Here is a 25,550-nt window from a genome sequence, read left to right as displayed (position 1 = left end):
GGGAGGCGGGGGCGCCGGAGGGCCGGTCACCAGCGGGCGGTGGCGTCCCTGTCGTGGTCGTAGGCGCCCGCCCAGTAACGGCCGGGGGACGTCAGGCGGTGGACGGCGAAGCCCACCTCGCCCGTCGGCTGCTTCAGCGCCTCGGACGTCGCCGTGGCCCAGCCGTCAGCCCCGGCCGTCACCGTGACGTACCGGCCGGAGGAGAAGGTGAACCGCCCCCGCACGGTGGCCGCCACCGGCTCGCCGCTCTCCTTGTCCACCACGCGCAGCCGCACCCGCGCGGCGCCGTTCTCCAGCGTGACCGCCATCGATTCGACCACGACGGGACGCAGGTCCGTCGCGCCCGTCGTCACCGTCACCGGATCGGAGGCGGGCCCGCGGTGCCCCGCCACGTCCACCGGCACGACCCGGTAGTGGTAGGTGGTGCCGGGCAGCAGCCCCGCGTCCGTGTGCGTCAGCCCGCGCGCCCGGCCGGCCAGCGTGGCGGGCCCCGGCGTGAAGCCCGGCTCGGCCGACCGGTGCACCTCGTAGAAGGCGACCTCCGTGTCGTCGGACGCCCGCCCGTACGTCAGGTCCACCGTGGCGTGGTCGAACGCCGTCGCCCGCGGCGGGGAGTCCACGCCGGTGGGCGGCGCCGAGTCCGCGGGCGGCGCGGGCCACCGGGCCGACGGGCCCCAGACCGTGGGCAGGTCGCGGTAGGAGTCGTAGTGGTGCAGCGCCACGCCGGCGAACGCCGGGCTGCCCGAGAACGCCGCGTACACCTTGGCGAGCTCCGCCTCCAGCGCGTCCCTGCCCTCCTCACGGAAGGTGATGCTGGACGGGTCGCCGCTGGTCGCGATGTCGAGCGTCTCGACGCCCACCACCACCGACAGCGGCTTGCCCGCCTGCTCGGCGTAGGCCAGCTCGCCCGCGGCCTGCGCGATGATGCCCGCGCCGCCGTCCGCCTGGTCCCGGTAGTCCATGATCGCGATGTAGTCGGCCAGGTCCTGGATGTGCTCCGACAGGGGGCGCGTGACGCCGCCGTACGTGATGCCGGTGCAGCACGCGGAGGTGTCCAGCCAGCGCGGCACCGCCGGGCCGAACAGCAGGGGCTGCCCCGACGCGTCCCTGCGCGCGGTCATCGCCCGCAGCGTGTCCAGCCACTGGACCTGCACCTCGGGCTTGGCGCTGCCGAACCACGGCAGGCTGTACGGCTCGATGTCCACGTTGACGCCGTCGAACCGCTCCGCGGGCGCCGACGACAGGTTGTAGTTCAGCACCCGCTCCATCTCGCGCACCGCGCGGTCGCGGTAGCGCGGCAGCGCCCCGAGGTAGGGCGGCCTGGTGCCGCCCGCCACCGTGGCGTGCACCCGCATCCCCCGGCCGTGCGCCCAGGCCACCAGGTCACGCAGCCCGGGACGCGCGTCCTCCAGCACGTCGCGTCCCGCGTACGTGTCCACCCCCAGGTAGATGGTGGAGCCCGGCGGGAGGACGGTCTCCAGCAGGCGGCGCGAACCCGGGTTGAGCACCAGGTTGTAGGAGGCTTTCTCCCAGATCCACATCGCGCGGTCCTGCCGGTGCGGCGCCGGACGCACGCCCCGCGCCGCGCCGAACGCCACGTACCTGGTGGCCGACCTGGAGACGTGGCCGCGCGCGTCGACCGCCTCCGCCTCGATGCTCGCCATGACGTCGCCGTACCGGGCCGGGTCGATCAGCACGGCGTACCGGCCGGCCGCGCCCGCCGCCGGGAGCCACGCGCCGCCGTTGACGCGCACCCGCACCTTCCGCACGTCGTCGCCGGTGACGTCCAGGCGCACCGGGGTGGGCCTGGTGATCCGCGCGCCGTCGGCGGGCGCCGCGATCGCCACCCCCGGCTTGCCCGCCCGAGCGTTGTCCACGCGTAACGTCAGCGGCTGCGACCAGACGCCGTAGCGCGTCTCCGCCGACGTCGCCTTCGCGTAGACCTCGATCTCGCCGTCCAGGTCACGGGTGTCGAGGTCGTAGGTCCACGTCCCGGCGTCGTCGGCGTCGGGGTCGAGCGCCCTCGCGCGGTCGACGCGCTCGCCGTTCACCACGACCCCGACGTCGTACGCGCCGGTGAAGCGCCCGGCGAGCCGTACGACGCCGGGGGCGGGTTCCGAGGAGTCGATCACCACCGACGGCGGCTCGGCGGCGTCGGCGGGGGGTGGGAGGGCCGTCGCGCCGGTCAGGGCGAGCGCGAGCCCTCCGGCGATCCGCAGGAGCCGTCCAGGCATGGGGAAGCCACCTCCATGGGAAGGAATTGACGCCGGACGAGGAAGGTCCGGGCACCGGAACCGGTGAGATGGCGACACAATAACGGCCCGTGTACGGAAGAAGAATGGCGTGAATTCCCGCCCGTCCCGGCCAGCGCCGCCGTCCCCCGCCGCCCCCGCCAACGCCGCGCCGCTCGCCAACGCCGCCGCACCCGACAGCGCCGCCGCACCTGGGGCGGTGCCGAAGGCGGCGGGGCCGCACCCGGCGGCGGCGGTTCCCGGTGGCGGGGTCAGCCGGTGAGCAGCGACCTGACGGTCTGGACGAGCACCGTCTCGGCCTCGTCGTCCTTCAGCCGTCCCGCCTCGACCTCCTGCGCGGCGCTGCTCAGGATCGCGAAGAACGTCGTCACCAGCCACGGCAGCGGCAGGTCGGTGCGGAAGTCGCCCGCCTCGCGCCCCCGCTCGATGAGCCGGCGCACCCGGCGCAGCGGCCGGTCGTGGTGCTCGCGCATGCGCTCGCCGCCCAGCGCCCTGTCGGCCGCCAGGAACAGGCGGCGGTGCCGGTCGAGGACGCGCCAGGAGCTCCGCAGCAGCCGCGTGATCGCCTCGGGGGCCGGGTCGGTCTCGAACGACTCGTCGCGCAGCGCCGAGTCGGCCACGTCGACGGCGTGGTCGAGCACGGCGTCGATCAGCGCCTCGCGCGACGGGAAGCAGCCGTACAGCGTCACCCGGCTCAGCCCGGCCGCCGCGGCGATGTCGGCCATGGTCGCGCCGGGGTCCTCGCCGAGCAGCCGGACCCCGGCCTCCAGGATCGCGGCGATCTCGCGTCTGGCGTCGGCGCGCCGGTGCGGTACGGGCTCTCGTGCCGCCGTCTCGACCATGACACCCAGCCTATGCCGCCCGCCGCGGCCCGCCGGCGCGGCCCGCCGCGCGGCACCGCGGCAAGGACTGGGGCGGGTGCTCCCGCGCAGGGTGTCAGGTGGTCGCCAGGACGTGGTCGAGCAGCGACTGCAGGGTGACCGCGCCCAGCAGGCGGCCGCCCTCCATCACCGCCACGAGCGGGCTGTGCGTGCGGGCCATCAGCGCGGCCAGCTCCAGCACGGTCGCGTCGGGGTCGGCCATCGGCAGCTCGCGGGGCTGCTCCGGCAGGCACTCCCGCACCGTCCTGCCGCCGAGGCCGCGCAGGAACAGGTCGGCGTGTGCCTCGTCCACCACCCTCGCGAGCGCCGGGTCGTCCTGGCAGTAGCGGGGGACGGCCAGCCGCAGCACCTGCGTGCCCGGCAGGATGGCACAGGGACGGCCGTCGCCGCCGAGCACGATGAGCCCGGGAAGGTCCTGGTCGGCGAGGAGCCTGGCGGCGTCGAGCGCCGGGGTGTCGAGCGTGACGGCCGGGAAACCGGCGACGAGATCGCGTGCGCGCACCCGCCCAGCCTAGCCACCCGGCGGGCGGGATCGCGTGCCGCGCCCGCCCGCTCCTGCCGGGCCGTCGGGTGTGCGTCCGCCCGCTCCTGCCGGGCCGTCGGGTGTGCGCCCGCCCGCTCCTGCCGGGCTACGGCAGCTCCGCGAAGCGCTCCACGTCGGCCGTGCGGCCCGACACCAGGATGACGTCCCCGTACGACAGCTCGGTCTCGGCGGTGGCGTACGTGAACTCCTCGCCGGGGCTCTTGACGGCCACGATCGTGATGCCGTGCTTGCGGCGCAGGTTGGAGCGGCCGAGCGGCGTGCCGACGTACTCCTTCGGCGGCCCCGTCTTGGCGAGGGCGAAGTTCTCGTCCACCTGCATGTAGTCGAGCATCCTGCCGCTGACCAGGTGCGCCACTCGCTCGCCCATGTCGTGCTCGGGGAAGACGACGTGGTGGGCGCCGATGCGGCTGAGGATGCGGCCGTGCTGGTTGCTCACGGCCTTCGCCCAGATGTCGTCGATCTCCAGCTCGACCAGCAGCGACGTGGTGAGGATGCTGGCCTCGATGTCGCTGCCGATGGCGACGACGGCCCGGTAGAAGTCGGGCACGCCGAGCTGGCGCAGCGCCTCCATGTCGGTGGCGTCGGCCGTGGCGATGTGCGTGATGTGCCCGGCCAGCGCCTGCGTGACCTTGGGCCTGGTGTCGATCGCCAGCACCTCGGTGCCGCGCCGGACCAGTTCCAGGGCCAGGGACGTGCCGAAGCGGCCCAGGCCGATGACGACGACGGGATCGGCGTTGGTGTCAGCCAACGATCACACGCTCCTCGGGGAGTTCGTAGTGGCGGGCGCGCCGGTTCAGGGCCAGCGCGGAGCCCAGGGTGAGAGGTCCGGTCCTGCCGATGAACATCAGCAGCACGAGCAGCACCTGCCCGGCCGCGCCGACGTCGGAGGTGATCCCGGTGGACATGCCGGCGGTCGCGAACGCGGCGACGACCTCGAACAGCACCCGGTCGAGGCTGTGCGGCGTGAGCGCGACCAGCGCGTACGTGGAGACGGCGACGATCAGCACGCCGAGCGCGGTGAGGGTGACGGCCTGGCGCTGCGTGGCCTCCGGCAGCCGCCGGTGCCCGATGTTGACCCGGCTCTCGCCGCGCAGCTCGGCCCACACGACGAACGCGAGGATGCCGACCGTCGTCACCTTGATGCCGCCGCCGGTGCCGGAGCTGCCCGCGCCGATGAACATGAGCAGCTCGGTGAGCAGCCAGCTCGTCGGGTACATCGCGCCCACGTCGACGGTGTTGAAGCCGGACGAGCGGGGCGCGACCGCGGCGAAGAAGGCGGCCATCAGCTTGTCGCCGTCGTCGAGCGGACCGAACGTCGCCGGGTTGCGCCACTCGGTGACGAGGAAGGCGACCGTGCCGAGCGCCAGCAGCGACACCGTCACGCCGAGGGTGACCCGGGTCAGCACGCTCCACCGGCGCGGACGCCGCCACGAGCGCGCCAGCTCGAACACGACGGGGAAGCCGAGCCCGCCGACGACGACGGCGGCCGCCACGGTCAGGCAGATCCACGGGTCGCCGGCGAACCGGACGAGGCTGTCGGACCACAGCGCGAACCCGGCGTTGTTGAACGCCGACACCCCGTGGAAGGCCCCCAGGTAGACGGCGCGGCCCAGCGGCTCGCCGTACGCGACGGCGAAACGGGCGGTCAGCGCGGCGGCGGCGGCCGCCTCGCAGACCAGGCTGAACAGCACGACCTTGAGCACGACCCGCCGCACGTCGCTCATGTTCAGCGTCTTCGTCTCCACCTGCGCCGCCATGCGGGCGCGCAGCCCCAGGCGGTGGGAGACGAGCAGAGTGAACAGCGTCGCCATCGTCATGATGCCGAGCCCGCCCACCTGCACCAGCCCGGCGATCACCACCTCGCCGAACACCGACCAGTGCGTCTCGGTGTCGACGACGGCGAGCCCGGTCACGCACACGGCGGACGTCGCCGTGAACAGCGCCACGAGCCAGCCGGCCGGGCGGCCCGACGTGGTGGCCGCGGGGAGGGCGAGCAGGACGGTGCCGACCAGGACGGCCAGGGCGAACCCGGTGACGATGAGCCGGGCGGGATGCCGGAGGCCCTTCACGGGACGCCCCGTCCCGACGCGGCACGGCAGGGGCACGGTTCGACGGCGTACGCCGCCAGGGGGGACATCGGATCTCCTACAGGTAACGCAGCCAGAGGTACGGGGCCGAGATGGCCACCGTAACGGCTGTGACGACCAGACCGTACCTGGTGAACTGCCAGAAGCTGATGGGGACGCGGTTGCGCGCGGCGATGCCGAGCACCACCACGTTGGCCGCGGCGCCCACGGCGGTGGCGTTGCCGCCGAGGTCGGCGCCGAGCGCCAGCGCCCACCACAGCACCTGCGCGGGGCCGTTCCCGCCGTTGGCATGGACCAGGTCGGTGACGATGGGGCTCATGGTGGCGACGTACGGGATGTTGTCGACGATGGCCGACAGGCCGGCGGAGGCCCACAGCAGCAGCATCGCGGCGAAGCCGAGCCTGCCCTCGGTGGCCGACGCGGCGGCCTTGGAGATCTCGCCGATGACGCCGGTGTGGACGAGCGCGCCGACCATGACGAACAGCCCGGCGAAGAACACCAGCGTGGGCCACTCGACCTCGCGCAGCGCGTCCTCCGTGGTCACCCTGGTCGCGGCGACCAGCACGCCCGCGCCCAGCAGCGCCACGACCGACGGGGCGTAGTGCAGCACCGGGTGCAGCACGAACGCGGCCAGCACCACGACGAGCACGGCCAGCGACTGCCACAGCAGCCGCCGGTCGGAGATGGCCTCCCGCTCGTTCAACGCCATGATCTCCGCGGCCCGCTCGGGGTCGTAGGTGAAGGCACGTCTGAACATGATGCGGCACAGCCCGACGAACACCAGCAGCAGCACCACGATCAGCGGCGCCAGGTGGACGAGGAAGTCATTGAACGTCAGCCCGCCCCGGCTGGCGATGATGATGTTCGGGGGGTCGCCGACCAGGGTCGCGGTGCCGCCGATGTTCGACGCCATGGCCTCGGCGATGAGGAACGGCGCGACGGGCAGCGCCAGCCGCTCGCACACGAGGAACGTCACGGGCGCGATGAGCAGCACGGTGGTGACGTTGTCCAGCAGGGCCGACGCCAACGCGGTGATCACGATGAGCAGCGCCATCAGCCGGAACGGGTAGCCCCTGGCCCGCTTGGCCGCCCAGATCGCGAGGTACTCGAAGACGCCGGTCTGCTTCAGCACCCCCACGATCACCATCATGCCGAGCAGCAGGAAGATGACGTTCCAGTCGATGCCGGAGCGTTCGGAGAAGAACGCCGCCTCCGCGTCGGTGGCGTGCACGAGCAGCATGACGCCCGCGCCGCCGAGCGCGGCCGCGACCCGGTGCACCTTCTCGGTGGCGATCAGCGTGTACGCGGCGAGGAAGGCGGCCACGGCCACCCAGGCGACCACGCTCATGCCGTCACCAGCCGGGCGCTCGGCAGCCGGGGGGCGAGCGGGTCGCGTACGCGCATGGGGGGAACTCCAGGGTCGGCGGGACGGACGCCGACCAGACTTCCCGGCACACCTGGCGACAACTTATCAAGAGTCCGACAGAACGGCTTGCGCCGCCCTGCGTCCCGAGACGAGCGCGCCCTGCAGCGAGCCGGTGTCGCGGTGGTCGCCGCACACGTACAGGCCGGGGCCGAGCCGTACCGGCCGGCGCAGCGGGTACGGCGGCGGCATCGCCGGCAGGGCCTCGGCGATCGGGTACGTGGCCAGGTGCCGCCAGCCCCGCGTGCCGCCGTAGATCTCCTCCAGGCGGGCCCGGACCGGCGCCTCGTCCGTGGCCACGCCCAGGACGGACGTCGAGATCAGCGCCCGCCCGTCGGGGGAGTAGCCGGGGGCGGCGTCGGAGAGCACCAGCGTGTCGGCGATCGCGCCGGTCGCGTCGATCACCTGGATCGGCTCGTCCAGCGGCGAACGCGGGGCCACGTGGTAGAACGTCGTCACGGCTCGCATCAGGGGCACCTCGACGCCGAGCAGCCGCCTGGCCGAGCCGGGGTCGGCGGCCACGACCACCGCCCGCGCCTCCACCCGTTCGCCGCCCGACAGCTCCACGGCGCCGTCGGCGACCCGCTCCACGCGGGCGCCCAGCCACACGGAACCGCCGGGGAGCCGCGCCGCGAGCTGCTCGGGGATGCGGCCCATGCCCGCCGCGGGCACGCCGATCGTGCCGCGCGCGAAGCAGCGCCAGATCAGGTGGAAGACGCGGCTGGACGTGCTCAGGTCGCGCTCCAGCAGCACCCCCGACAGGAACGGCCGCAGCAGCGTGTCCACCATCGCCTCCGAGACGCCCCGGTGGCGCAGGTCCTCGGCGATCGTGCGGTCGGGGGCGGCGCGCAACCGCGAGGCGGGCCAGGCCAGGTCGCGCGCCGTCATCAGCGACAGGGCGACCTTGTCGGCGGGGGTGCCGACTCCCGCCAGCAGCGTGCTCAGCGCGTGCCCGGGGTGCCGCCACGGCAGCATCACCCGGGCCCGCCGCCCGTTCCCGAGCTGGACGAGCAGGCCCGACTCGAACGGCCGCACGTCCAGCGCCGCGATGTCCAGCACCCGGCGGGCCTCCGGGTAGGCGGTGTTGAACACCTGGAAGCCGCGGTCGCACAGGAAGCCCTCCACCAGGTCGGTGCGGACCCGTCCGCCGACGCCGTCGGACGCCTCCAGCACCCGCACCGGCATGCCCGCCGCGCTCAGCCGCACCGCGCAGGCCAGCCCGGCGACCCCGGCCCCCACGACCACGCAGGGCGGCCTCCTCATGCTCATGGGGTCCGCGCTACCCGCCCCCGGAAGGCGCTATGCCCGGGCGAACGCATAGATACCGTCAACGCCCCTGGTCCGGGCGGGCCGGACAGGCACCCCCGGCAGGTCAGCGCGGTGTCAGTCCTGCGCAGCGACCAGGGCGTCGCCCGCCGCCGTCCGGTAGTACAGCACCGAGCGGCCGGCGCGGCGGCGGGCGGCCAGGCGGGCGTCCAGGAGGACCTTGAGGTGCCGGCCCACCGAGCCGAGCCCCTGCCCGGTCAGCGCCACGAGCTGACTGGTGCTCTTCGGGTCGGCCAGCAGCACCAGCACCCGCGCTCTCGCCGGGCCGAGCAGCGCGCCCAGCGCGGCCGGCACGTACGGCCCGCCCGCCGCGAGATCGGCCCCGGCGTCCGGCCCCCGCCCCGGCGGCGCGGACCCGGCGGCGTCGGCCAGCGGGCCCGCGCACGGGTAGACGACGGCGTACCGATGCGGGGCCTCCCACGACACCCAGGTCCGGCGCGGCGTCACCGGCACGAACAGCAGCCTCGCGCCCGCCAGGTCACGCGGCGGGTAGTCGTGGGCGTTGACCTGCAGCCTGCTCCCGCCCAGCCACCGCATGCCCGGCCGCATGTCGCCGAGCGCCTCCGCCCAGCCGCCCCGGCCGAGCCGCGCCGTACGCGCCACCACGTCGGCCTCCAGGACCCGCCTGCGGTGCGGCCAGGTGGGCAGCACGGCCCGCGTCCAGATCCAGCGCAGCAGGCCCGCGAGCCTGACGGGCAGGTCGGAGCGGTGCAGCGCGGGCGGCAGCGGGCCGCCGAGCGACACGACGAGCTGCTCGCGCGCCGCTTCCGGTGGGGTCGCCAGGACGGCCTCCAGTTCGTCCTCGAAGCCCGGCTCGCCCTCGCCGGCCGGGGTGGGCGTGAGGAAGTCGGCGTTCCAGGCGGGGCCGAGCGCCGCCCGCACCAGCAGCGCCGTCACCGGGTCACCGGCCAGCCGCTCCCGGTAGGCGGGCAGGTGCGCGTCGAGCCAGGCCCGTTCGCCCGGGTGGCCGGCCGCGCCCGCGTGCAGCGTCTTCAGGCACGCGATGGTCTCGGCCAGCGGCGAGACGACGAACCTGCCGCTCGCCAGCGTGTCCGCGCCGATCTCCCACCAGCCCACGGCCCTCCCGCCCGCTCCGACGTTTCGCGCTGACGCGAAACAGTAACGTGCGCGCCGGGGCGTCCCGGACACTTCTCGCCCATGCGCACCTATGGGGAACTCTTCCGCGCCCCCGAGTTCACGCCGCTGTTCCTGACCTCGGCCGGGCTGGTGGCGGGGCAGACGGTCGGCGGGCTCGCCCTGGCCACGCTGGTCTACGACGCCACGGGGTCGCCGCTGCTGTCGGCGCTGGCCATGTTCGGCCCCGCGCTCGCCCAGGTGGCCGGCGCGGCGACGCTGCTGTCGGCCGCCGACCGGCTGCCGCCGCGCGCCGCGCTGACCGGGGCCGCGCTGCTGTTCGCGCTCGGCACCGCCGTCCTCGCCCTGCCCGGCCTGCCGGTGCAGGCCGCGCTCGCCGTCGTGCTCGCGCTCGGGCCCGTCGCGTCGGTCGCCGGCGGCGTCCGCTACGGGCTGCTCAACGAGCTCCTGACCAGGGACGGCTACCTGCTCGGACGCTCGGTGCTCAACATGTCGACGGGGATCACGCAGATCTGCGGCTACGCGGCCGGAGGCGCGCTCGTCGCCGCGCTGTCGCCGCGCGGCACCCTGCTCGCCGGCGCCGCGCTCTACCTGGCCGCCGCCGTCGCCGCCAGGCTCGGGCTGTCCCGGCGTCCGGCCCGCGCCGGCGGGCGGCCGTCGGCCGCGCGGACCTGGCGGGCCAACGCGCTGCTGTGGTCGGGGCCGCGCCGCCGCGTCTACCTCGCCCTGTGGGTGCCGAACGGCCTCGTCGTCGGCTGCGAGTCGCTGTTCGTCCCGTACGCGCCAGGGCGGGCCGGGACGCTGTTCGCGTGCGCCGCGCTGGGCATGCTCGCCGGGGACGTCCTGGCCGGGCGGTTCCTCGCCCCCGCCTGGCGGGCGCGGCTCGTCACCCCCCTGTACGTGCTGCTGGCGGCGCCGTACCTGGTGTTCGCGGCCGACCCGGCGCCCGCGCTCGCCGTCGCGGCGGTGACCCTCGCCTCCGCCGGGTACGGCGCGGGCCTGCTCATGCAGGAACGCCTCATGGCGCTCACCCCGGAGGAACTGAGCGGGCACGCGCTCGGGCTGCACACGTCGGGCATGCTCGCCATGCAGGGGGTGGGGGCCGCGCTCGCGGGCGCCGTGGCCGAGCGCCTGTCACCCGGAGCGGCGATGGCCGTGATGGCGGCCGCCTCCCTGGCGGCCACCGCCGCCCTCGCCACGACCGCCCCCCGACAGCCGGGGGCGGTCAGGAGGTGAGGGCGGCCTGCAGGCGGCGGGCCAGGCCCGTGTTGCGGGGGCGGCCGACGCGGCGGACCGCCAGTTCCAGCGCCTCGCGCGACCCGACCAGCACCACCCACGCCCTGGCCCGCGTCACCAGCGTGTACAGCAGCTTGCGCCGCAGCATCACCCCGCCGGACTCCGCCACGACCGGCGCCACCACGTACGGGTACTCGCTGCCCTGCGACCGGTGCACGCTGATGGCGTAGGCGTGGGTGAGGTCGTCGAGCTCGTCGAAGGCGTAGCTGACGCTCTCGCCGTCGTCGGTGCGGATCTCGACGGTGCGCTCCTGCGGCACCACCGCCGTCACCGTGCCGATCTCGCCGTTGAAGACGCCCTTGTCGTAGTTGTTGCGTATCGGCATGACCCGGTCGCCGACCCGGTAGACGGACGCGCCCGCCCAGTGCTCGGCCTTGCCGTCGGCGGCCGGGTTGAGGCGTTCCTGGATGAGCCTGCCGAGCGCCGTGGCGCCCGTCTCGCCCTTGCGCATCGGGCACAGCACCTGCACCTGCCCGGGATCGACGCCTTGCTTGCGAGGGATCGCCTCGATCGCGAGGTGCGCCACCCGTTCGGCGACCCGCGTGGGATCGTCCAGCTCCTCGAACCAGAACCCGCTTCCGCCCGGCGTGTCGGGCAGCCGCCCCGCGCGGATGCCGTGGGCGGCCCTGACGATGCCGCTGTCGGACGCCTGCCTGAACACGCGGGTGAGCTGGACGCGCGGGACCGCCTCGACCCGCAGCAGGTCGGCCAGCACGTCGCCGGGCCCGATGCTCGGGAGCTGGTCGCCGTCGCCCACGAGCAGCAGGTGGCTGCCCGAGGGGACGGCCGCGGCGAGCCTGGTGGCCAGGTGGAGGTCGAGCATGGACGCCTCGTCGACCACGACGAGGTCGGCGTGGGCGGGGGCGTCGTCGAACAGCGTCTCGGGGTCGGGCTGGTGGGCGAGCATGCGGTGGACGGTCATCGCGGGCAGCCCGGTCAGCTCGGACAGCCGCTTGGCCGCCTTGCCGGTGGGCGCGGCGAGCGTGACCGTGCCGCCCGAGGCGCGTACGGCCGCCGCCAGGGCCTTGACCGTGTGGCTCTTGCCGCAGCCCGGCCCGCCGGTGAGCACGGACACGGTGCTGGTGAGCGCCATGTTGACGGCCGCCCGCTGGTCGTCGTGCAGGCCGGGGTCGTCGGGGAGCGCCCGCAGCGGCAGCGTGGAGCGCGCCCGGAGCAGCCGGGCGACCTGGGCGGCGAGCCCGCTCTCGCGGGCGTGCGCCTGCTTGGCGTAGACGACGGGCAGGTCGGCGTCGTACGGCGCCGACTCGACGACGACGCGGCGCTCGCCCGCCAGCGCGTCGACCATGGGCCGCACCAGGTCGGTGTCCTGCTCGATCAGCTCGGCCGTCTCCCTGACGAGCTGGGCCAGCGGCACGTAGCAGTGGCCGTCGCGGGCCCCGGCCGCCTCCAGCCGGTCGAGCAGCGCCGCCTTGACCCGCTGCGGGCTGCGCTCGGCCACCCCGCAGCTCAGCGCGATGCGGTCGGCCGTGCGGAAGGCCACCCCGGGCACCTGCCCGATCAGCCGGTACGGGTCCTCGGCCAGCACCCGCCCCGACTCGCCGCCGAACGCCCGGTAGACCTTCGCCGCCAGCAGCGGGCTGACGCCGAACCCCTGCAGCGTGGCCATCAGCTCGGCGACGGCCTTCTGCTCCTGCCACGCCTCGACGATCTGCGCCTGCCGGGCCGGCCCGATGTTGACGACCTCGCGCAGCCGCTCGGGATCGGTGTCGATGACCTTCAGCGTGCGCTCGCCGAAGTGCTCGACGATCGCCTGCGCCAGCCGCGGCCCGATGCCCCTGATCAGGCCGGAGCCGAGGTAGACGCGGATCGCCCTGACCGTGGCCGGCGCCACCCGCTCGCACCCCGCCACCGCGAAGCGCCTGCCGTGGCGCGGATGGTGGCCCCACTCGCCGGCCAGCCGCAGCGTCTCGCCCGGCTGCACCCCCGCCAGGGCCCGGCCGGCGGCGACGAACGACGGCACGTCGTCGGCGCTCATGCGCGCGACGGTGTACTCGTCCTCGCGGACGTACACGAGCTGCTCGACCGACGCCTCCACGGCACAGATCCAACCACCCGCGACCGACAGATCACCCGGGCGGCCCGCCGTCACATGGCGCTCGGGTACGTCTCCGGCTCCTGGTCGCCGCGCGGCTCGCCGTGCAGCGGGTGCAGCGCCCTGGTCTCGTCCAGCCAGACGAACGCGTCGTAGCGGCGGCTCAGCACCGTCGGCACGTAGTTGCCCCACCGCTCACGCTCGGGATCGTAGACGACCCCGATCGCGCGGTGCCCCATCGGCTGGTCGTACCAGGCGGGCCCGTCGTGCGGCGCGCCGCCCGCGCCGCCACCTGCGCCGCCACCGGGCGGCGGCAGGAACAGCGCCGCGCGGAACGGCAGCGCCTCGTGCAGCACCGCCTCCAGCGACGCCGTACGCGCCGGGGGCACCCGCATGACGTGGGCCCTGGCGCCCCACCGGTCGCCCGCCACCACCGTGCCCCGATGGGTGCCGAACCCGACCAGCACCACCCCCTCCTCGCCGTGCCGTTCGCGGACGAGCTGGCCCAGGTTCGTCATGCCCGCGGCGGCCATGTCCGTGGCGCGGGCGTCGCCCACGTGCGTGTTGTGCGCCCACACGACCCCCTTGCCCCCGTGGAAGTCCGCCAGCCTGACCAGCGTGTCGGCCATGTGGACGTCCCTGACGTTCCACGACTCCGGGCCGCCGCGCACCATCGAGCGGTAGTAGTGCTCGGCGCCCGCCACCACGGCCGCGTTCTGCCGGGCCGCGAACCCCGCCGCGTCGGCCGGGGCCGCGCCGGCGAGCTCCGCCAGCAGGTCCACGACCTCCTGCTCGCACGACTCCGGAACCATCCGCGTGGCCAGGCCGTACTGCTGCGGGTCGTGCCCGTACGACTCGAAGCAGCGCATCGCCCGCGTCACCGCCTCCATCTGGCCGGGCAGGCGGTCCGCGGCGTAGACGCGGACCGCGCGCAGCGACTCCCACAGGCTGTAGACGTCCAGGCCGTGGAAGCCCACCCTCGACGCCGGCTCCAGGGCGTCGTTCCAGCCGCGCAGCCACCGGCAGAAGCCCACGACCTCCTCGTTCGCCCACATGAACGTCGGCCAGCGCTCGAAGGCGTACAGCGCGTCGAAGGGGTCGCCGTCGCCCGTGACCGCGCGGTTGACCCGCTCGCAGTCGGGCCAGTCGCCCTCCACGCCGACGAAGCCGAACCCCTTCTCCTCGATCAGCCGCCGGGTGAGCGCGGCCCGCCAGGCGTAGAAGTCGTGCGTGCCGTGACTGGCCTCCCCGATCAGGACGAACCGGGCGTCGGCCACGAGGTCCAGCACCGGGTCGAGCCCGCCCGGGTCGTTCAGCGGCAGCGCCGACCGGCGCACCTCGTCCAGGTCCATGGCGTCCTCCTCCCGGGTCCCGCCCGCCTGACCGGCCGGCCCGTCCGCGCCTGCCCGGCTGTCCCGTCCCCGCCTGTCCGGCCACCTGTCCTCCGCCTGTCCGGCTACCCTGGCGCGCCCCCGCGACACACGGCCCCGCCCGTACCGGCCGCACGGAGGTTTCGCCGTCCCCGGCGGCGGAAGAGACCACCGTCACCCCGGGGCAGGGCTGAGGCGGAGGGACCGTGAAGCAGGAGTCGCACCAGGAACGGGCCGACAGGAACTTCGTCGAACTCCTCCAGGGAGCGCGCGTCGCGGTGACCGGCGTGCAGGTGCTGTTCGCGTTCCTGCTGACGGTGCCCTTCTCGTCCGGGTTCGGGCGCATCGACCTGGCGGACCGGTGGCTGTACTACGTGGCGCTCGTCAGCGCCGCCGTCGCGTCGATCTGCTACATCGCGCCCACCACCCAGCACCGGGTGCTGTTCAGGCAGGGGCTGAAGGAGAAGCTGGTGCGCCGCTCCAACTTCTACGGCATCGCCGGGGCGCTGGCTCTCGCGGTGTCCATGACGGCGGCGACGATGCTGGTGGTCGACTACCTGTTCCACGCCACGGTGGCGTCGGTCACCGCAGCCGCGCTGGCGGTCCTGTCGGCGTGGACGTGGTTCGTCCAGCCCGCGCTGGACCGCTCGGACCAGCCCTCGCCGTCCGGGCGCGGCGCTCACCCCTCCCCGTCGAAGGAGCCGGGGGAGCCCGGTGAGTCGGGGGAGCCGGGGGACTCGGGGGAGGAGGCGTCCTCTGGGGAGCCGCGCAGGTAGGCCGCGCGCGCCACGACGTGGCCCGCCACCGACACGCCGATCACCTGCGAGATCCCGGCCAGCAGCAGCGGTCCCGCGTTCCCCCAGGTGGGACGGTGCAGCCACATCGCGAGCAGCACCAGCAGCACGCCGAGCACCTGCGGCTTGGTCCCTGCGTGCATGCGGTCGAGCGTCGTGGGGAAGCGCACCAGGCCCAGCCCCGCCGACAGGCCCAGCAGCGCCCCGAGCACGAGGCACACCGCCGCCGCCACGTCCCACCCGCTCACCGCGATCTCCGGGAGAAGAACCGCGCCAGCGAGACCGATCCGGCGAAGCCCAGCAGCGACAGCACCAGCAGGACCGGCAGCGCCGCGTAGTCGTCCGCCGCCACCGCCGCCGCGCCGACACCGCACATCGCGAGCGCCGTCAGCACGTCGAGCGCCACCGCCCGGTCCAGCATCGACGGCCCGCGCCCCACCCGGTAGAGCGCCGCCGCGGCGGCGCAGGCGAGCAGCGCGAGCACCACCAGGTAGACATCCTTCACCGCGGCTCCTCTCACCCCAGCTCCTGCCGGTCGGCCCTGGTGCCGAACGCGGCCACGATCCGCGACTCCAGCCCCGCCACCTCGGCCAGCGTCGCCGCCGCGGCGTCGCGCCTGCGGCCGAGCACGTGCAGCAGCAGCTCCCGCTCCGCCAGGTACGCCTCCACCACGACGCTGCCCGGCACGGTGGCCAGCGCGATCATGATGAGCACCGTCATCGACTCCGACGACGTGCGCAACGGCACCCGCACCAGCTCCGACGGCGGGTCACCCGGACGCGCCACCCACCACACCACCCGGGCCGTCGAGCCGACCAGGTCCCAGGCGAACCACAGCAGGAACGCCGCCAGCGCCGCGGGGCGCAGCCTGACGCCCGGGTCCAGCGCGGGCAGCGGCAGCAGCCACACCGTGACCAGCCCGACCGCCAGCCCGCCCAGGACGTTCCCCACCGACGCGTCGCCCCACAGCGTCACCCACACCAGCGCCAGCCAGGCGACCAGCGGCAGCGGCACCCGCCTGCCCAGCACCCGAGGCGCGAGCGGCCCGTTCACGGCGTCCCTCCCAGCACCGCCGCGAGGTACGGCCGCCGGGCCAGCAGTTCCCCGGCCGTCCGCTCCGCGAAGGCCGACATCGGCCCGGCCAGCACCGTGTAGGCCAGGGCGAGCGCCACCAGCGCCGCCGTCGAGCCCACCAGGGCGACCGGCATCGCCGCCGTCGTCACGACCGCCTCCTGCCCGGTGCCCTCCTCGCTCTCCACGACCGCGCCCCCGCGCGTCACCGCCTCACGCGGCTCGCGCCAGAACGCCTTGCCCCACACCTTGGCCACCGCGTACAGCGTCAGCAGGCTCGTGACCAGGCCGCCGGCGACCAGCGTGAGCGCGAGCGGCCCGCCCGCCGCAAGGCCCGCCTGCACCAGCAGCAGCTTGCCCAGGAACCCCGACAGCGGCGGGATGCCCGCCAGGTTCATGGCGGGCACGAAGAACAGCACCGCCACCACCGGCGCGGCCGTCGCCAGCCCGCCCAGCCGGTTCACCGACGTCGTCCCGGTGCGCCGCTCGATCAACCCGGTCACGAGGAACAGGCTGGTCTGCACCGTCATGTGGTGGACGACGTAGAACACCGCCCCCGCCAGGCCCGCCACCGTCGACAGCGCCACCCCGAACACCATGTAGCCGATGTGGCTGACCAGCGTGAACGACAGCATCCGCTTGATGTCGGTCTGCGCCACCGCGCCGAGCACCCCGATCAGCAGGGTGGCCAGCCCCACCAGCATGAGCAGCGTCGCCACCGGCCCTCCGGGGAACAGCAGCGCCTCCAGCCGGATGATCGAGTACACGCCCACCTTGGTGAGCAGCCCGGCGAACACCGCCGTCGCCGGGGCGGGCGCCGTGGGATAGGAGTCGGGCAGCCACATCGCCACCGGGAAGATCGCCGCCTTGATCGCGAACGCCAGCAGCAGGGTCAGCTCCACCAGCAGCGCCACCTGCGGCGGCAGCGCGGGGAACCGCTCGGCGAGCTGCGCCATCGACAGCGTGCCCGTGGCGGCGTACGCGACGGCCAGCGCGACGAGGAACAGCATCGACGACGCCAGCGCCATCAGCGTGTACGTCGCCCCCGCGAGGATCCTCGACTCGGTGCCGCCGAAGGTCAGCAGCACGTACGAGCCGCTCAGCAGCAGCTCGAACGCCACGAACAGGTTGAACAGGTCGCCCGACAGGAACGCGTCGGCCACCCCCGCCATCATGACGAGGAACGCCGGATGGAAGATCGCCATGGGCGCGTCGTGCTCCTGCTCGGCGTACGCGCTGGCCACCGAGTACACCATCACGCAGAACGTCACCGCCGACGACGCCACCAGCACCAGCGTGGACAGCCGGTCGGCCACCAGGCAGATCCCGATCGGCGCGGGCCAGCCGCCCAGTTCCGTCACCAGCGGGCCGCCCCGGTCGGCGGCCACGAGCAGCGCCACCGACACGGCGAGCGACACGCCCAGCGTGACCAGGCTGATCAATGCCTGCAGGTGGCGCAGCCGCCCGCCGATGGCCAGCTTCAGCCCGGCGGCCAGCAACGGCGCCAGCACCGGCACGCACACCAGCCCCTCCACTACCGCCCCCTCACCGGGCGCGCGGACGCCGGTCCGCCGGTCAGGCCGGTCCGGCCGCTCAGGCCGGTCATTCGTCGCCCTCCAGCTCCGGGTCCTCGGCGAGCGCCTGGCGGGCCCGTTCGGCGCGCAGCGCCGCCCGCATCTGCCTGCGGGCCTCCCGCTGGCGGTGCTTGAGCCGCCTGCGGAGCTCCTTCTCCCTGGCCGCCTGCTCGCGCCTGCGGCGCTCGTGCTCCTCGCGCAGCTCCTCGATGCGGCGCAGGTTGTCCAGCTCGGAGTCGCCGGCCCGCTGGGCGGCCACCTCCAGCCGGTCGTGCAGCTCCTCCTCGCTCACGCCGCGTTCCCTCAGGTCGCGCGTCCAGGCGCCCAGCTCGTCGTGGACCCGGGCGATCCGCAGCTCCAGGTCCGCCTCCTCCAGCCGCTCGCGTTCGGCCCGCTCCGCCTGCATGTGGGCGAGCTCGGCCCGCTGCCGCAGGACGAGCCGCCGGTAGTCGTCCCGCTTGGCGCGCACCGCCGCGCCCAGCTCGACGTGCCTGGCCCGCAGCCGGACGTTGCGGTCCTCGGTGTCGTCCTGCACCTCGTCGGTGCCGGTGAGCTGCCACGAGCGGTGCACCATGGCCAGCAGGAACGCGGTCACCCCGAGGGTGATGACGATGGCCGTCAGCACCATGGCCTGCGGCAGCGGATCGGCCATGGCGGCCCGCGGCACGGAGCCGAGCAGCGGGGGCCCGCCCGCGGGCCCTCCCGCGGTCACGATGAGCAGGTTCACGCCGTTGCCGAGCACGATGACCCCGGCCAGCACGCGGACGAGGCTGCGCTCCAGCAGCAGCGTCACCCCGGTCGCGATGAGCAGCCCGCTCGCCAGGAACGGCGCCACCGGCACGGTCACGGCGCCTCCCCGGTCCCGGGGGCGGGCCGCCCGCCGCCGGGCCGTTCCGCGGACGTCCCCTCCGCCGAGATCTGCCGGTCCAGCTCGGCGCCGAGCCCGCGCAGCACGTCCTGCACCATGCCGACCACCGAGAGGTACACGCCCAGGTCGAACACCAGCCCCGTGGACAGGTGCAGGTGGCCGGCGAGCGGCACCGCGACGTCGGCCTCCAGCAGGTCCAGGGCGGCCCGCCCGAACAGCAGGCCCGCGAGCGCCGTCCCCGCCGACAGCGACAGCCCCACCCCCATCAGCACCCCCGCGTGCACAGGGACGGCGGCGGCCAGCTCGTCCCTGCCGCCCGCCAGGTAGCGCACGGTGATGGCCAGCCCGGCCACGATGCCGCCCGCGAAGCCGCCGCCCACCCGGCTGTGCCCGATCACCAGCAGGAACACCGACAGCACCAGCACCGTGTGGAAGGTCAGCCGCGCCGCCACCTCCAGCGCCACCGCCCGCTGCCCCAGCGGCAGCACCGACGCCAGCCACGGCGTCCGCCCGGGAGCCCGGGACCGGCCGGTCCGCTCGATCCGGTACGCCCTGCGCCGCAGGAAGACCATGCTCGTCACGCCCAGGGTCAGCACGACGAGCACGGTGCTCTCGCCCAGGGTGTCCCAGGCGCGGATGTCGACGATCAGCGCGCTGACCACGTTGCGCGCCCCCGCCTGCCGCGCCGGTCCCTCCATGAGCGCGCCCACCGGCTCGGCGGTCCTCGCGCTCATCGCCAGCATGCCCGCGCCCGCCGCCGACGCCCCCACCGCCAGCCCCAGCCCCAGACGGAACGGGAACGGCAGCCTGCCCCTGCCCGCCTCCACCGGCAGCCGCCGCAGCACGAGCGCGAACACCACCAGGCCCAGCGTCTCGGCGAGGAACTGGGTCAGCGCCAGATCCGGCGAGCCGTGGGCGAGGAACAGCAGAGCCGTCCCGTACCCGGCGAGGCCCACCACGACGGCGAGCAGGATGTGGGCGCGCGACGCCAGCGCCAGCACCGCCACGGCGGCCAGCAGCACGGTCACCACCGGCTGCTCCACCCGCTGCCACGCCGTGACCGGCGCCTCCAGGCGCGGCAGGCCGTCCCACAGCAGGGAGAAGGCGGCGACGCCGACCGCGGCCAACAGGGTCAGCACCAGGTAGTCGGGCACCGAGCCGCGCTGCACCAGGCCCGTGAGCTGGGTGGCGAAGCGGTCCAGCCGCCGCATCAGGCCCCAGTAGACGCGCGCCGAGTCCACCAGGTGCAGCGTCGCCCCCGCCCGCGCGACCGGCTCCCTCGCCAGGAACAGCAGCACGCCTCCCGCCAGCGCCACCGCCGACAGCAGCAGCGGCACGGTCGGCCCCGCCCACACCACGAGACGGGTCTCGTGGCCGGGGTCGCGGAAGGTGCCGGCGTAGGCCGCCATCGCCTCGCCGTACGCGGGGGCCAGCGGCACGAGCACCAGGCCCAGCGCCGCGAGCAGCGCGGGCGGGGCGGACAGCGCCACCGCCGCCCGCCGCACCGGCGTCGGCGCCACGCCCGGCTTGACGGCGAAAGCCCCCCACAGGAAACGCAGCGTGTACGCCGCCGTCAGCGCCGACCCCAGCACGACCCCCGACAGCACGACCCCCGAGAGCGCCGGCCCGTCGCCGAGAAGCGACTCCAGCGCCGCCTCCTTCGCCACGAACCCCGCCAGCGGCGGCACCCCCGCCATCGACGCCCCCGCCAGCACCGCCGCCCCGCACAGCCACGGCAGCGACCGGCCCACGCCGCTCAGCTCCCGCAGGTCACGGGTGCCCGCCGCCACGTCCACGGCGCCCACGACGAGGAACAGCGCCGCCTTGAACATGCCGTGCGCGAGGAGCGTCGCCGCGCCCGCCAGCGCCCCGCCGCCCGTCCCCGAGCCGAACAGCACCGTGAGCAGGCCGAGCTGGCTGATCGTGCCGTACGCCAGCAGCCGCTTCAGGTCCGTCTCGCGCAGCGCCCGCCAGCCGCCCAGCAGCACCGTCGCCACGCCCAGCGTCAGCAGCGGCGCCCGCCAGGCCGCCTCGCCGCCGAAGACCGGGCCGAGCCTGGCCAGCAGGTACACGCCCGCCTTCACCATCGCCGCCGCGTGCAGGTACGCCGACACCGGCGTCGGCGCCGCCATCGCCGCCGGCAGCCACGTGCTGAACGGGAACACCGCCGACTTCGCCAGCGCCCCCGCCAGCACCAGCCCCAGCGCCGCCGCCGGCACGCCGCCCGCCGGAGGGTGCGCCACGAGCTCCGAGATCCGGTACGTGCCCGCCGACCTGCCCACCGCCACCAGCCCCGCCAGCATCGCCAGGCCGCCCGCCGTCGTCACCGTCAACGCCTTCATCGCCGCCCGCCTGGACGGCCCGCTCTCCGCGTCGTAACCGATCAGCAGGTACGAGAAGACCGTCGTCAGCTCCCAGAACACGTACAGCAGGAGCAGGTTGTCGGCCGTGACCAGGCCCAGCATCGAGCCGGCGAACGCCGTCATCGCGCCGCCGTAACGGCCGAGCCCGCGCTCGCCCGCCCGGAAGTAACGGGTGCTGTACAGCAGCACGAGCACGCCGACGCCCGTGACCAGCGCCGCCATCGTCAGCGACAGCTCGTCCGCGCGGAACGACAGGTTCAGCCCCAGCGACGGGGCCCACGCCGTCTCCTCCACCGCCGGGGGACCGGCCGCGGCCACCCCCAGCGTGAAGCAGAACCCGGCCGCCGGGGCGACGGCCAGCACCACCAGCGCGGCCCTGCCCGTCCGGGCCGCCAGCCAGGGAGCGCAGACCGCCGCCACCGCGTGCAGCACCAGCAGCGACTCCATGAGCTCCCCGGGCGGAATGGACGGGTACGTCGCCCAATCTCGCCCTCCCTCCCGCCCCCGCCGCGCAGGCGCAGCCGGGGTTGACCGGAACGTCACCCGCCCCTGTGCCGTCTTGGAGCAGCCCGCGCGAGGATCCGCACGAGGCGGGTAGCGGGGGAGGGACGGAAGACACCGGACTCCAGGGAGCAGGTCCATGGCGCAGGAGAAGCGGCCCGTCCAGGGCGAGCACAAGTACGAGCAGGAGATCACCTCGACGGAGGAGCACGAGGAACGGCCGGGCCGCAGCCTCGTCACCACCGACCACGACGTGATCCGCAGGTGGGCCGAGGAACGCGACGCCCGCCCCGCCACCGTGCCGGGCACCGAGCACGAGGGCCGGCCCGGGGTGCTCAGGTTCGACTTCCCCGGCTACGGCGGCGGCGACCTGCAGGAGATCTCCTGGGAGGACTGGTTCAGGACGTTCGACGAGCGCAAACTGAACTTCATCTACCAGGAACACAAGAAGGACGGCCAGCAGAGCAACTTCTTCCGCCTGGAGAACCCGGAACGCGAAGACGCCTGACCCACCCACACCCGCGTCCCCGGGCCACGACGCCTCAGCCCACCTCGGGGGTACGGCCCGCGGAAACCACCCCGCACCACGCAAGAGGAAGACCCGCCACCAGAGCCACCGCCCGGGCCGCCTGCCCGCCTGAGCCACCGCCCGGGCCGCCTGCCCGCCCGAGCCGCTCGCCCCGCCGCTTGCCGCCGCGACGCCCTCCCGGGGCGGTACGCCGCCCGCGTCCGGGATACCTGTCCGGGAGGCCCGCGCGGCCGCGTCGCTTGCTTGCCACGCGCCCGCTGCAACGTCTGCTTGCCCCAAGCCCCGATCGCCGCTCGCCCCTACCGGCGGCCCGCGCGTCGGTGCGCCGAGCGGGACGACAGCACCTCCCAGGACGACGGCGTCAATGCGGGACGACTGCCCCACGGTTGCGCCGTGCGGGACGATTGCTTGCTGCGCCATGCGGGACGACTTGCGATCCCCCGGGACGCCTGCGTCCCCGCCTGGTTGCGCCGCTCACTGCTGGGATGCCCGCTTGCCCGGTCGCGCCGCCGTTGCGGTGCCGCGATGCTCGGTGCGTGCGTCGCGGCGACAGGTGCACCGCCGGGACGTCTGGTCAGTTGATGCTTGATCGGCGAGCGGGGTTGCGGTCGGTCCGTGGGATTGCGGGTCGCTCCGTGGCGGTGTTGCAGGGTGGGTCAGTCAGCCGGCGTCGGAGACGCGGCGGGTGACCTCCTCGGACAGGCGGTCCAGCGACCAGTCGAGCATCTGCTGCATCGACGGCCCTTCCCCGTCCGGCTCCCGGGGCAGCGAGATGTGCACGGTGATCTCGCTCGTCCCGCTCGCGGAGTCGGCCACCTGCAGCCACCCCGCGTACTCGGGGTCGTCCCGTCCGCCCCACTCGACGCGCAACTGCTCCTTCGACACGCGGAACAGCCCCTCGTGGTGGCCTTCGGGCACGAGCTCGCCCTCGGCGTCCAGGACACCGGCGCCCCGCTCGTCCACGTGCAGTCCTCGCGGCAGCCACCGGTCCATCAGGCTCACGTCGGACGCCACCTGGAACACGATCGCGCTGTCCGCCGGCATCCGGCGGGCGGCTTCGAACTCCATCGTCAACCCCCGTTCAGAGACAACAGCCCGCAGTACCCGGCCACCTGGTCAGCAAACGCCACGCCGCCCCCGGCAGCCCGCCTTCACAGACTGGCAAGGGGGGAGGGCAAGCCCTGCGGCCGGAGGACCTGAGCCGGGGGGCCGGAGGCGGGCCCGGTCGCCTCGGGTGCGGGGGCCTGGTCCAGGCCGCGTCACGGGGGCGGCGGGGTCGTCGAGCTGGGCCGTCCAGAGCGGGCCGGCTGAGAGCTCGCGCAGATCGGCGTTGGGCGTGGCTCTTCTCGAGTGAGCCTGTCGGCTGGGCCTTGGGATCTGATCCTTCAGCTGTCGGCCAGCTCTTTCCGGACGATCGCGGCCCGTTCCCCCGCATCCGCGGGCCACGACGAGATCAGTTCCCGTAGCAGGGACCGATGCTCGTCGATCAGATCTCGGAATGTGAGACCGATGGCACCCTCCACCTGGATGGGCAGCTCGTCGGAGCGGGCCGCGCGCGCCAGGACGGCGGTGACACGCGGGACCGGCCCCAGGCCGAACAGGGCGTTGACCGCCCGAGTGCGAAGCTCCATGTCAAGCGAGCCGTCGAAGATCAGGTCCTCCAACGCGGCGACGATCTTCTCGCCCGGCGTCTCCCACCGCTCAAGGCACTCCCACGCCACGTCCACGGCGCGTTCCCGGACCACGGCCGGAGTCTCTCGCGCCCGCAGCGCGGCGACGATTGTCTCCGCGTCCTCGGGCTCGCCAAGGACTTCCAGGATGCCGAGTGCGCTCGCGTGATCGGCGCCGGCCGACGCCGACGGCCGGCTGAGAATGCGCCGCGCGATGGCGAGCACCTCAGCGGCGTATTCACCATCGTCGATGCCGAACCGCGTCAGCCCGTCGGCCAAGTAGTAGTGGTCAAGCGCGATCCCCACCGCCGCCGTCCTCCCGCTGCGTAGCATGGTGCAGAACGCGTTGCGATGGGCGTCCTCACTCGTCGGTGTGCGCAGCTGCCTGTGCGACTCCAGCAACTCGCCGTCCAACTCGGCCTCTTCCCAATGCAAGCTGTGCGGGCCTTCGGCGAGAGCCTCGCGAACCTCGTCGGCCGCGTCGGACCGCTCGCCATCCGGCCAGGTCTCGACCAGGCCCTCCAACAGCGGCCGGTGGGCGTAGAAGCGACGGGCTAACGACAGCGCGGCGGCCGCCTCTTGCCTCACCCGCCACTCGTCATCCTCGATTGCGAGGACGAGCCGCTCGGTCGCCTCGGCATCCTGCGAGTCGCGCAGCGCGCGCACCGCCTCGACGCGTTCGAAGCACGCCTCCACGCGAGCCACGAGCGCGCTCAGACGCGGATCGGGCACCTTGGAGTCTTCGAGCAGAACGCGGGCCGCGTCGAGGGCGCGTTCCCTCAATGACACAGCAGGCATCCGATCGAGAACCTGGATGATGGCGTCGGTGTCCTCCTCTGTCAGCCCGTGCCGCGACAAGGCGGCCAGCGCGCTCGCGTGATTCGCCCCCTCGATTTTCGCCTGCTCGTCTCGCGGCCGGGGAGGCTGCTGGAGCAGTTCGCGAGCGACCTGGAACACTTCCTCGTCGTAGTCCTCGAACGGGTTCCCGCCGACGAACCGCTCCGTCATCTCCGCGCGGTCATAGAAGTCGAGCGCGATCCCCGTGGCAGCGGTGTCGTCGCTGCGCAGCAGCGTCAAGAACCCACGCCCGAACTCCTCCGTGGTCGTCGGCTCGTTCATTGCCTCGTAGGCGCCACGCAGTTCCGGATCGTCAAAGTGACCGCTCCAGTACCAAGACTGGAACTCGAGCAGGAACACCGTCATGAACACGGCATGATCAGATCATTCGACCCTGGGTGAGGCAACCCGATTATCCGCTCACCGAGAGAAGCCACACTCATCGGCGGTTATCGGCGTCGGTGTCGAGGGGCGGGTGTCCCAGCGGTGCGTGGTCCACGCGCGGCGGATCAGGCTTCGGATGGTGATGATGGCGTCGGCGAGGTCGAACAGGGCCTCGACGACGATTTCGGGGCGTTCGTAGCAGCGGACCAGCCGGGCGAAGGCGTTGTGCCAGGCGTCGGTCCGTTCGATGCGCCACCGTTGGGCGGCTTGGACCGGGCCTTTTGTCCTTTACGGGCGATCTTGCTGGCCAGTTCGCGTTCCCGCAGCAACAAGGCCCGGGTCTTGCCGGAGTCATGGCCGGCGTCCAGGTGAACGGTGATGTCGCCGGGCATGGGTCCCAGGTCGTCTAGGGATGCGCCCGCGTTGGCGCAGGTCAGGACCCGACCTAGCGGAATGCCGTACCAGTCGATCAGCAGCGAGCGTTTCCTGCCCTGTTTGCGGCGGTAGACCGGAGACGGCCCGGCCACTTCACCGCCGCCGGGTGCCTTGCTGATGCAGCCGTCGATCGCGATGTCAGTCAGCAGCAGGCCGACGATCCGGTCGTACGCGGCCACTCTGTGCGGCTCTTAGGG

At 74.2% G+C, this 25,550-nt stretch carries 22 protein-coding genes and 1 pseudogene; 4 read left to right on the top strand and 19 right to left on the bottom strand.

The features are described from left to right. Positions 1-26: 26 nt before the first annotated feature. A complete protein-coding gene (locus BMX74_RS17870) occupies positions 27-2,234 on the bottom strand; it encodes a hypothetical protein (protein ID WP_091101562.1) in 2,208 nt (735 codons plus the stop codon). Between the two features lie 109 nt (positions 2,235-2,343). Between BMX74_RS17870 and BMX74_RS44140 the strand changes: the two genes are divergently transcribed. Further along, complete coding sequence (locus BMX74_RS44140) at positions 2,344-2,514, top strand: hypothetical protein (RefSeq protein WP_177227396.1); 171 nt, start codon at positions 2,344-2,346, stop codon at positions 2,512-2,514. Here BMX74_RS44140 and BMX74_RS17865 read toward each other — a convergent pair. The 7 genes from BMX74_RS17865 to BMX74_RS17835 form a co-directional block, all read right to left on the bottom strand. Then, on the bottom strand, positions 2,504-3,094 hold the full coding sequence (locus BMX74_RS17865; RefSeq protein WP_091101558.1) for a TetR/AcrR family transcriptional regulator: 591 nt from the start codon (positions 3,092-3,094) through the stop codon (positions 2,504-2,506). The two genes, BMX74_RS44140 and BMX74_RS17865, sit on opposite strands and share 11 nt — an antisense overlap. Positions 3,095-3,188: 94 nt before the next feature. After that, positions 3,189-3,635 (bottom strand): CBS domain-containing protein, encoded by a 447-nt coding sequence (locus BMX74_RS17860; protein WP_055502662.1) that lies wholly within the window; start codon positions 3,633-3,635, stop codon positions 3,189-3,191. 127 nt (positions 3,636-3,762) lie between these two features. Beyond that, on the bottom strand, positions 3,763-4,425 hold the full coding sequence (locus tag BMX74_RS17855; RefSeq protein WP_091101556.1) for a potassium channel family protein: 663 nt from the start codon (positions 4,423-4,425) through the stop codon (positions 3,763-3,765). Continuing rightward, a complete protein-coding gene (locus BMX74_RS17850; protein ID WP_091101554.1) occupies positions 4,418-5,746 on the bottom strand; it encodes a TrkH family potassium uptake protein in 1,329 nt (442 codons plus the stop codon). The genes BMX74_RS17855 and BMX74_RS17850 overlap by 8 nt, the downstream gene beginning before the upstream one ends. Positions 5,747-5,822: 76 nt before the next feature. After that, a complete protein-coding gene (locus BMX74_RS17845; protein WP_091101552.1) occupies positions 5,823-7,112 on the bottom strand; it encodes an ArsB/NhaD family transporter in 1,290 nt (429 codons plus the stop codon). A gap of 123 nt (positions 7,113-7,235) precedes the next feature. Continuing rightward, positions 7,236-8,456, bottom strand: a complete 1,221-nt coding sequence (locus BMX74_RS17840; protein ID WP_091101549.1) for an NAD(P)/FAD-dependent oxidoreductase — start codon at positions 8,454-8,456, stop codon at positions 7,236-7,238. Between the two features lie 114 nt (positions 8,457-8,570). Beyond that, positions 8,571-9,590, bottom strand: a complete 1,020-nt coding sequence (locus BMX74_RS17835) for an ArsR family transcriptional regulator (protein WP_055502657.1) — start codon at positions 9,588-9,590, stop codon at positions 8,571-8,573. 81 nt (positions 9,591-9,671) lie between these two features. Between BMX74_RS17835 and BMX74_RS17830 the strand changes: the two genes are divergently transcribed. Continuing rightward, on the top strand, positions 9,672-10,844 hold the full coding sequence (locus tag BMX74_RS17830; RefSeq protein ID WP_055502656.1) for an MFS transporter: 1,173 nt from the start codon (positions 9,672-9,674) through the stop codon (positions 10,842-10,844). On the opposite strand, the gene recD2 is transcribed toward BMX74_RS17830, so the two are convergent. Then, entirely contained in the window at positions 10,834-12,960 is a 2,127-nt protein-coding gene (recD2, locus tag BMX74_RS17825) for an SF1B family DNA helicase RecD2 (RefSeq protein WP_218153985.1), read from the bottom strand. The genes BMX74_RS17830 and recD2 overlap by 11 nt on opposite strands. Before the next feature lie 50 nt (positions 12,961-13,010). Continuing rightward, positions 13,011-14,309 (bottom strand): erythromycin esterase family protein, encoded by a 1,299-nt coding sequence (locus tag BMX74_RS17820; protein ID WP_091101548.1) that lies wholly within the window; start codon positions 14,307-14,309, stop codon positions 13,011-13,013. Positions 14,310-14,533: 224 nt separating this feature from the next. Here BMX74_RS17820 and BMX74_RS17815 point away from each other — a divergent pair, with 224 nt between their 5' ends. After that, a complete protein-coding gene (locus tag BMX74_RS17815) occupies positions 14,534-15,103 on the top strand; it encodes a DUF6328 family protein (RefSeq protein WP_177227394.1) in 570 nt (189 codons plus the stop codon). Here the strand turns inward: BMX74_RS17815 and mnhG are convergent. The 6 genes from mnhG to BMX74_RS17785 all read right to left on the bottom strand — a co-directional run bounded on the left by mnhG (position 15,007) and on the right by BMX74_RS17785 (position 21,444). After that, positions 15,007-15,369, bottom strand: coding sequence for a monovalent cation/H(+) antiporter subunit G (mnhG, locus tag BMX74_RS17810; protein ID WP_091101545.1), 363 nt, complete (start codon positions 15,367-15,369; stop codon positions 15,007-15,009). The two genes, BMX74_RS17815 and mnhG, sit on opposite strands and share 97 nt — an antisense overlap. Beyond that, on the bottom strand, positions 15,366-15,626 hold the full coding sequence (locus BMX74_RS17805) for an MrpF/PhaF family protein (RefSeq protein ID WP_091101544.1): 261 nt from the start codon (positions 15,624-15,626) through the stop codon (positions 15,366-15,368). The genes mnhG and BMX74_RS17805 overlap by 4 nt, the downstream gene beginning before the upstream one ends. Positions 15,627-15,637: 11 nt before the next feature. After that, positions 15,638-16,174: a Na+/H+ antiporter subunit E gene (locus tag BMX74_RS17800; RefSeq protein ID WP_055502651.1), complete on the bottom strand. Its 537-nt coding sequence runs from the start codon at positions 16,172-16,174 to the stop codon at positions 15,638-15,640. Continuing rightward, positions 16,171-17,727, bottom strand: coding sequence for a Na+/H+ antiporter subunit D (locus BMX74_RS17795; protein WP_055502650.1), 1,557 nt, complete (start codon positions 17,725-17,727; stop codon positions 16,171-16,173). The genes BMX74_RS17800 and BMX74_RS17795 overlap by 4 nt, the downstream gene beginning before the upstream one ends. A 67-nt stretch (positions 17,728-17,794) precedes the next feature. Next, positions 17,795-18,613: a Na(+)/H(+) antiporter subunit C gene (locus BMX74_RS17790; protein ID WP_055503964.1), complete on the bottom strand. Its 819-nt coding sequence runs from the start codon at positions 18,611-18,613 to the stop codon at positions 17,795-17,797. Continuing rightward, on the bottom strand, positions 18,610-21,444 hold the full coding sequence (locus BMX74_RS17785; RefSeq protein WP_091101541.1) for a Na+/H+ antiporter subunit A: 2,835 nt from the start codon (positions 21,442-21,444) through the stop codon (positions 18,610-18,612). Before BMX74_RS17785 ends, BMX74_RS17790 begins: the two co-directional genes overlap by 4 nt. A 193-nt stretch (positions 21,445-21,637) precedes the next feature. On the opposite strand from BMX74_RS17785, the gene BMX74_RS17780 reads away from it, so the two are divergent. Next, positions 21,638-22,006, top strand: a complete 369-nt coding sequence (locus BMX74_RS17780; RefSeq protein ID WP_091101540.1) for a hypothetical protein — start codon at positions 21,638-21,640, stop codon at positions 22,004-22,006. Positions 22,007-22,687: 681 nt separating this feature from the next. On the opposite strand, the gene BMX74_RS17775 is transcribed toward BMX74_RS17780, so the two are convergent. The 3 genes and pseudogenes from BMX74_RS17775 to BMX74_RS17765 form a co-directional block, all read right to left on the bottom strand. Then, entirely contained in the window at positions 22,688-23,095 is a 408-nt protein-coding gene (locus BMX74_RS17775; protein WP_091101537.1) for a hypothetical protein, read from the bottom strand. 317 nt (positions 23,096-23,412) lie between these two features. Then, positions 23,413-24,906, bottom strand: a complete 1,494-nt coding sequence (locus BMX74_RS17770; protein WP_091101535.1) for a hypothetical protein — start codon at positions 24,904-24,906, stop codon at positions 23,413-23,415. A 48-nt stretch (positions 24,907-24,954) separates the two neighbouring features. Further along, positions 24,955-25,526, bottom strand: a pseudogene (locus BMX74_RS17765) (transposase family protein); the annotation flags it as partial. Positions 25,527-25,550: the final 24 nt, after the last annotated feature.

The sequence above is a fragment of the Nonomuraea pusilla genome (assembly GCF_900109355.1).
GTDB classification, from domain to species: Bacteria; Actinomycetota; Actinomycetes; order Streptosporangiales; family Streptosporangiaceae; genus Nonomuraea; species Nonomuraea pusilla.
Note: the sequence above shows the minus strand (reverse complement) of the source record. Positions and strands in the feature narration are given on the sequence as shown.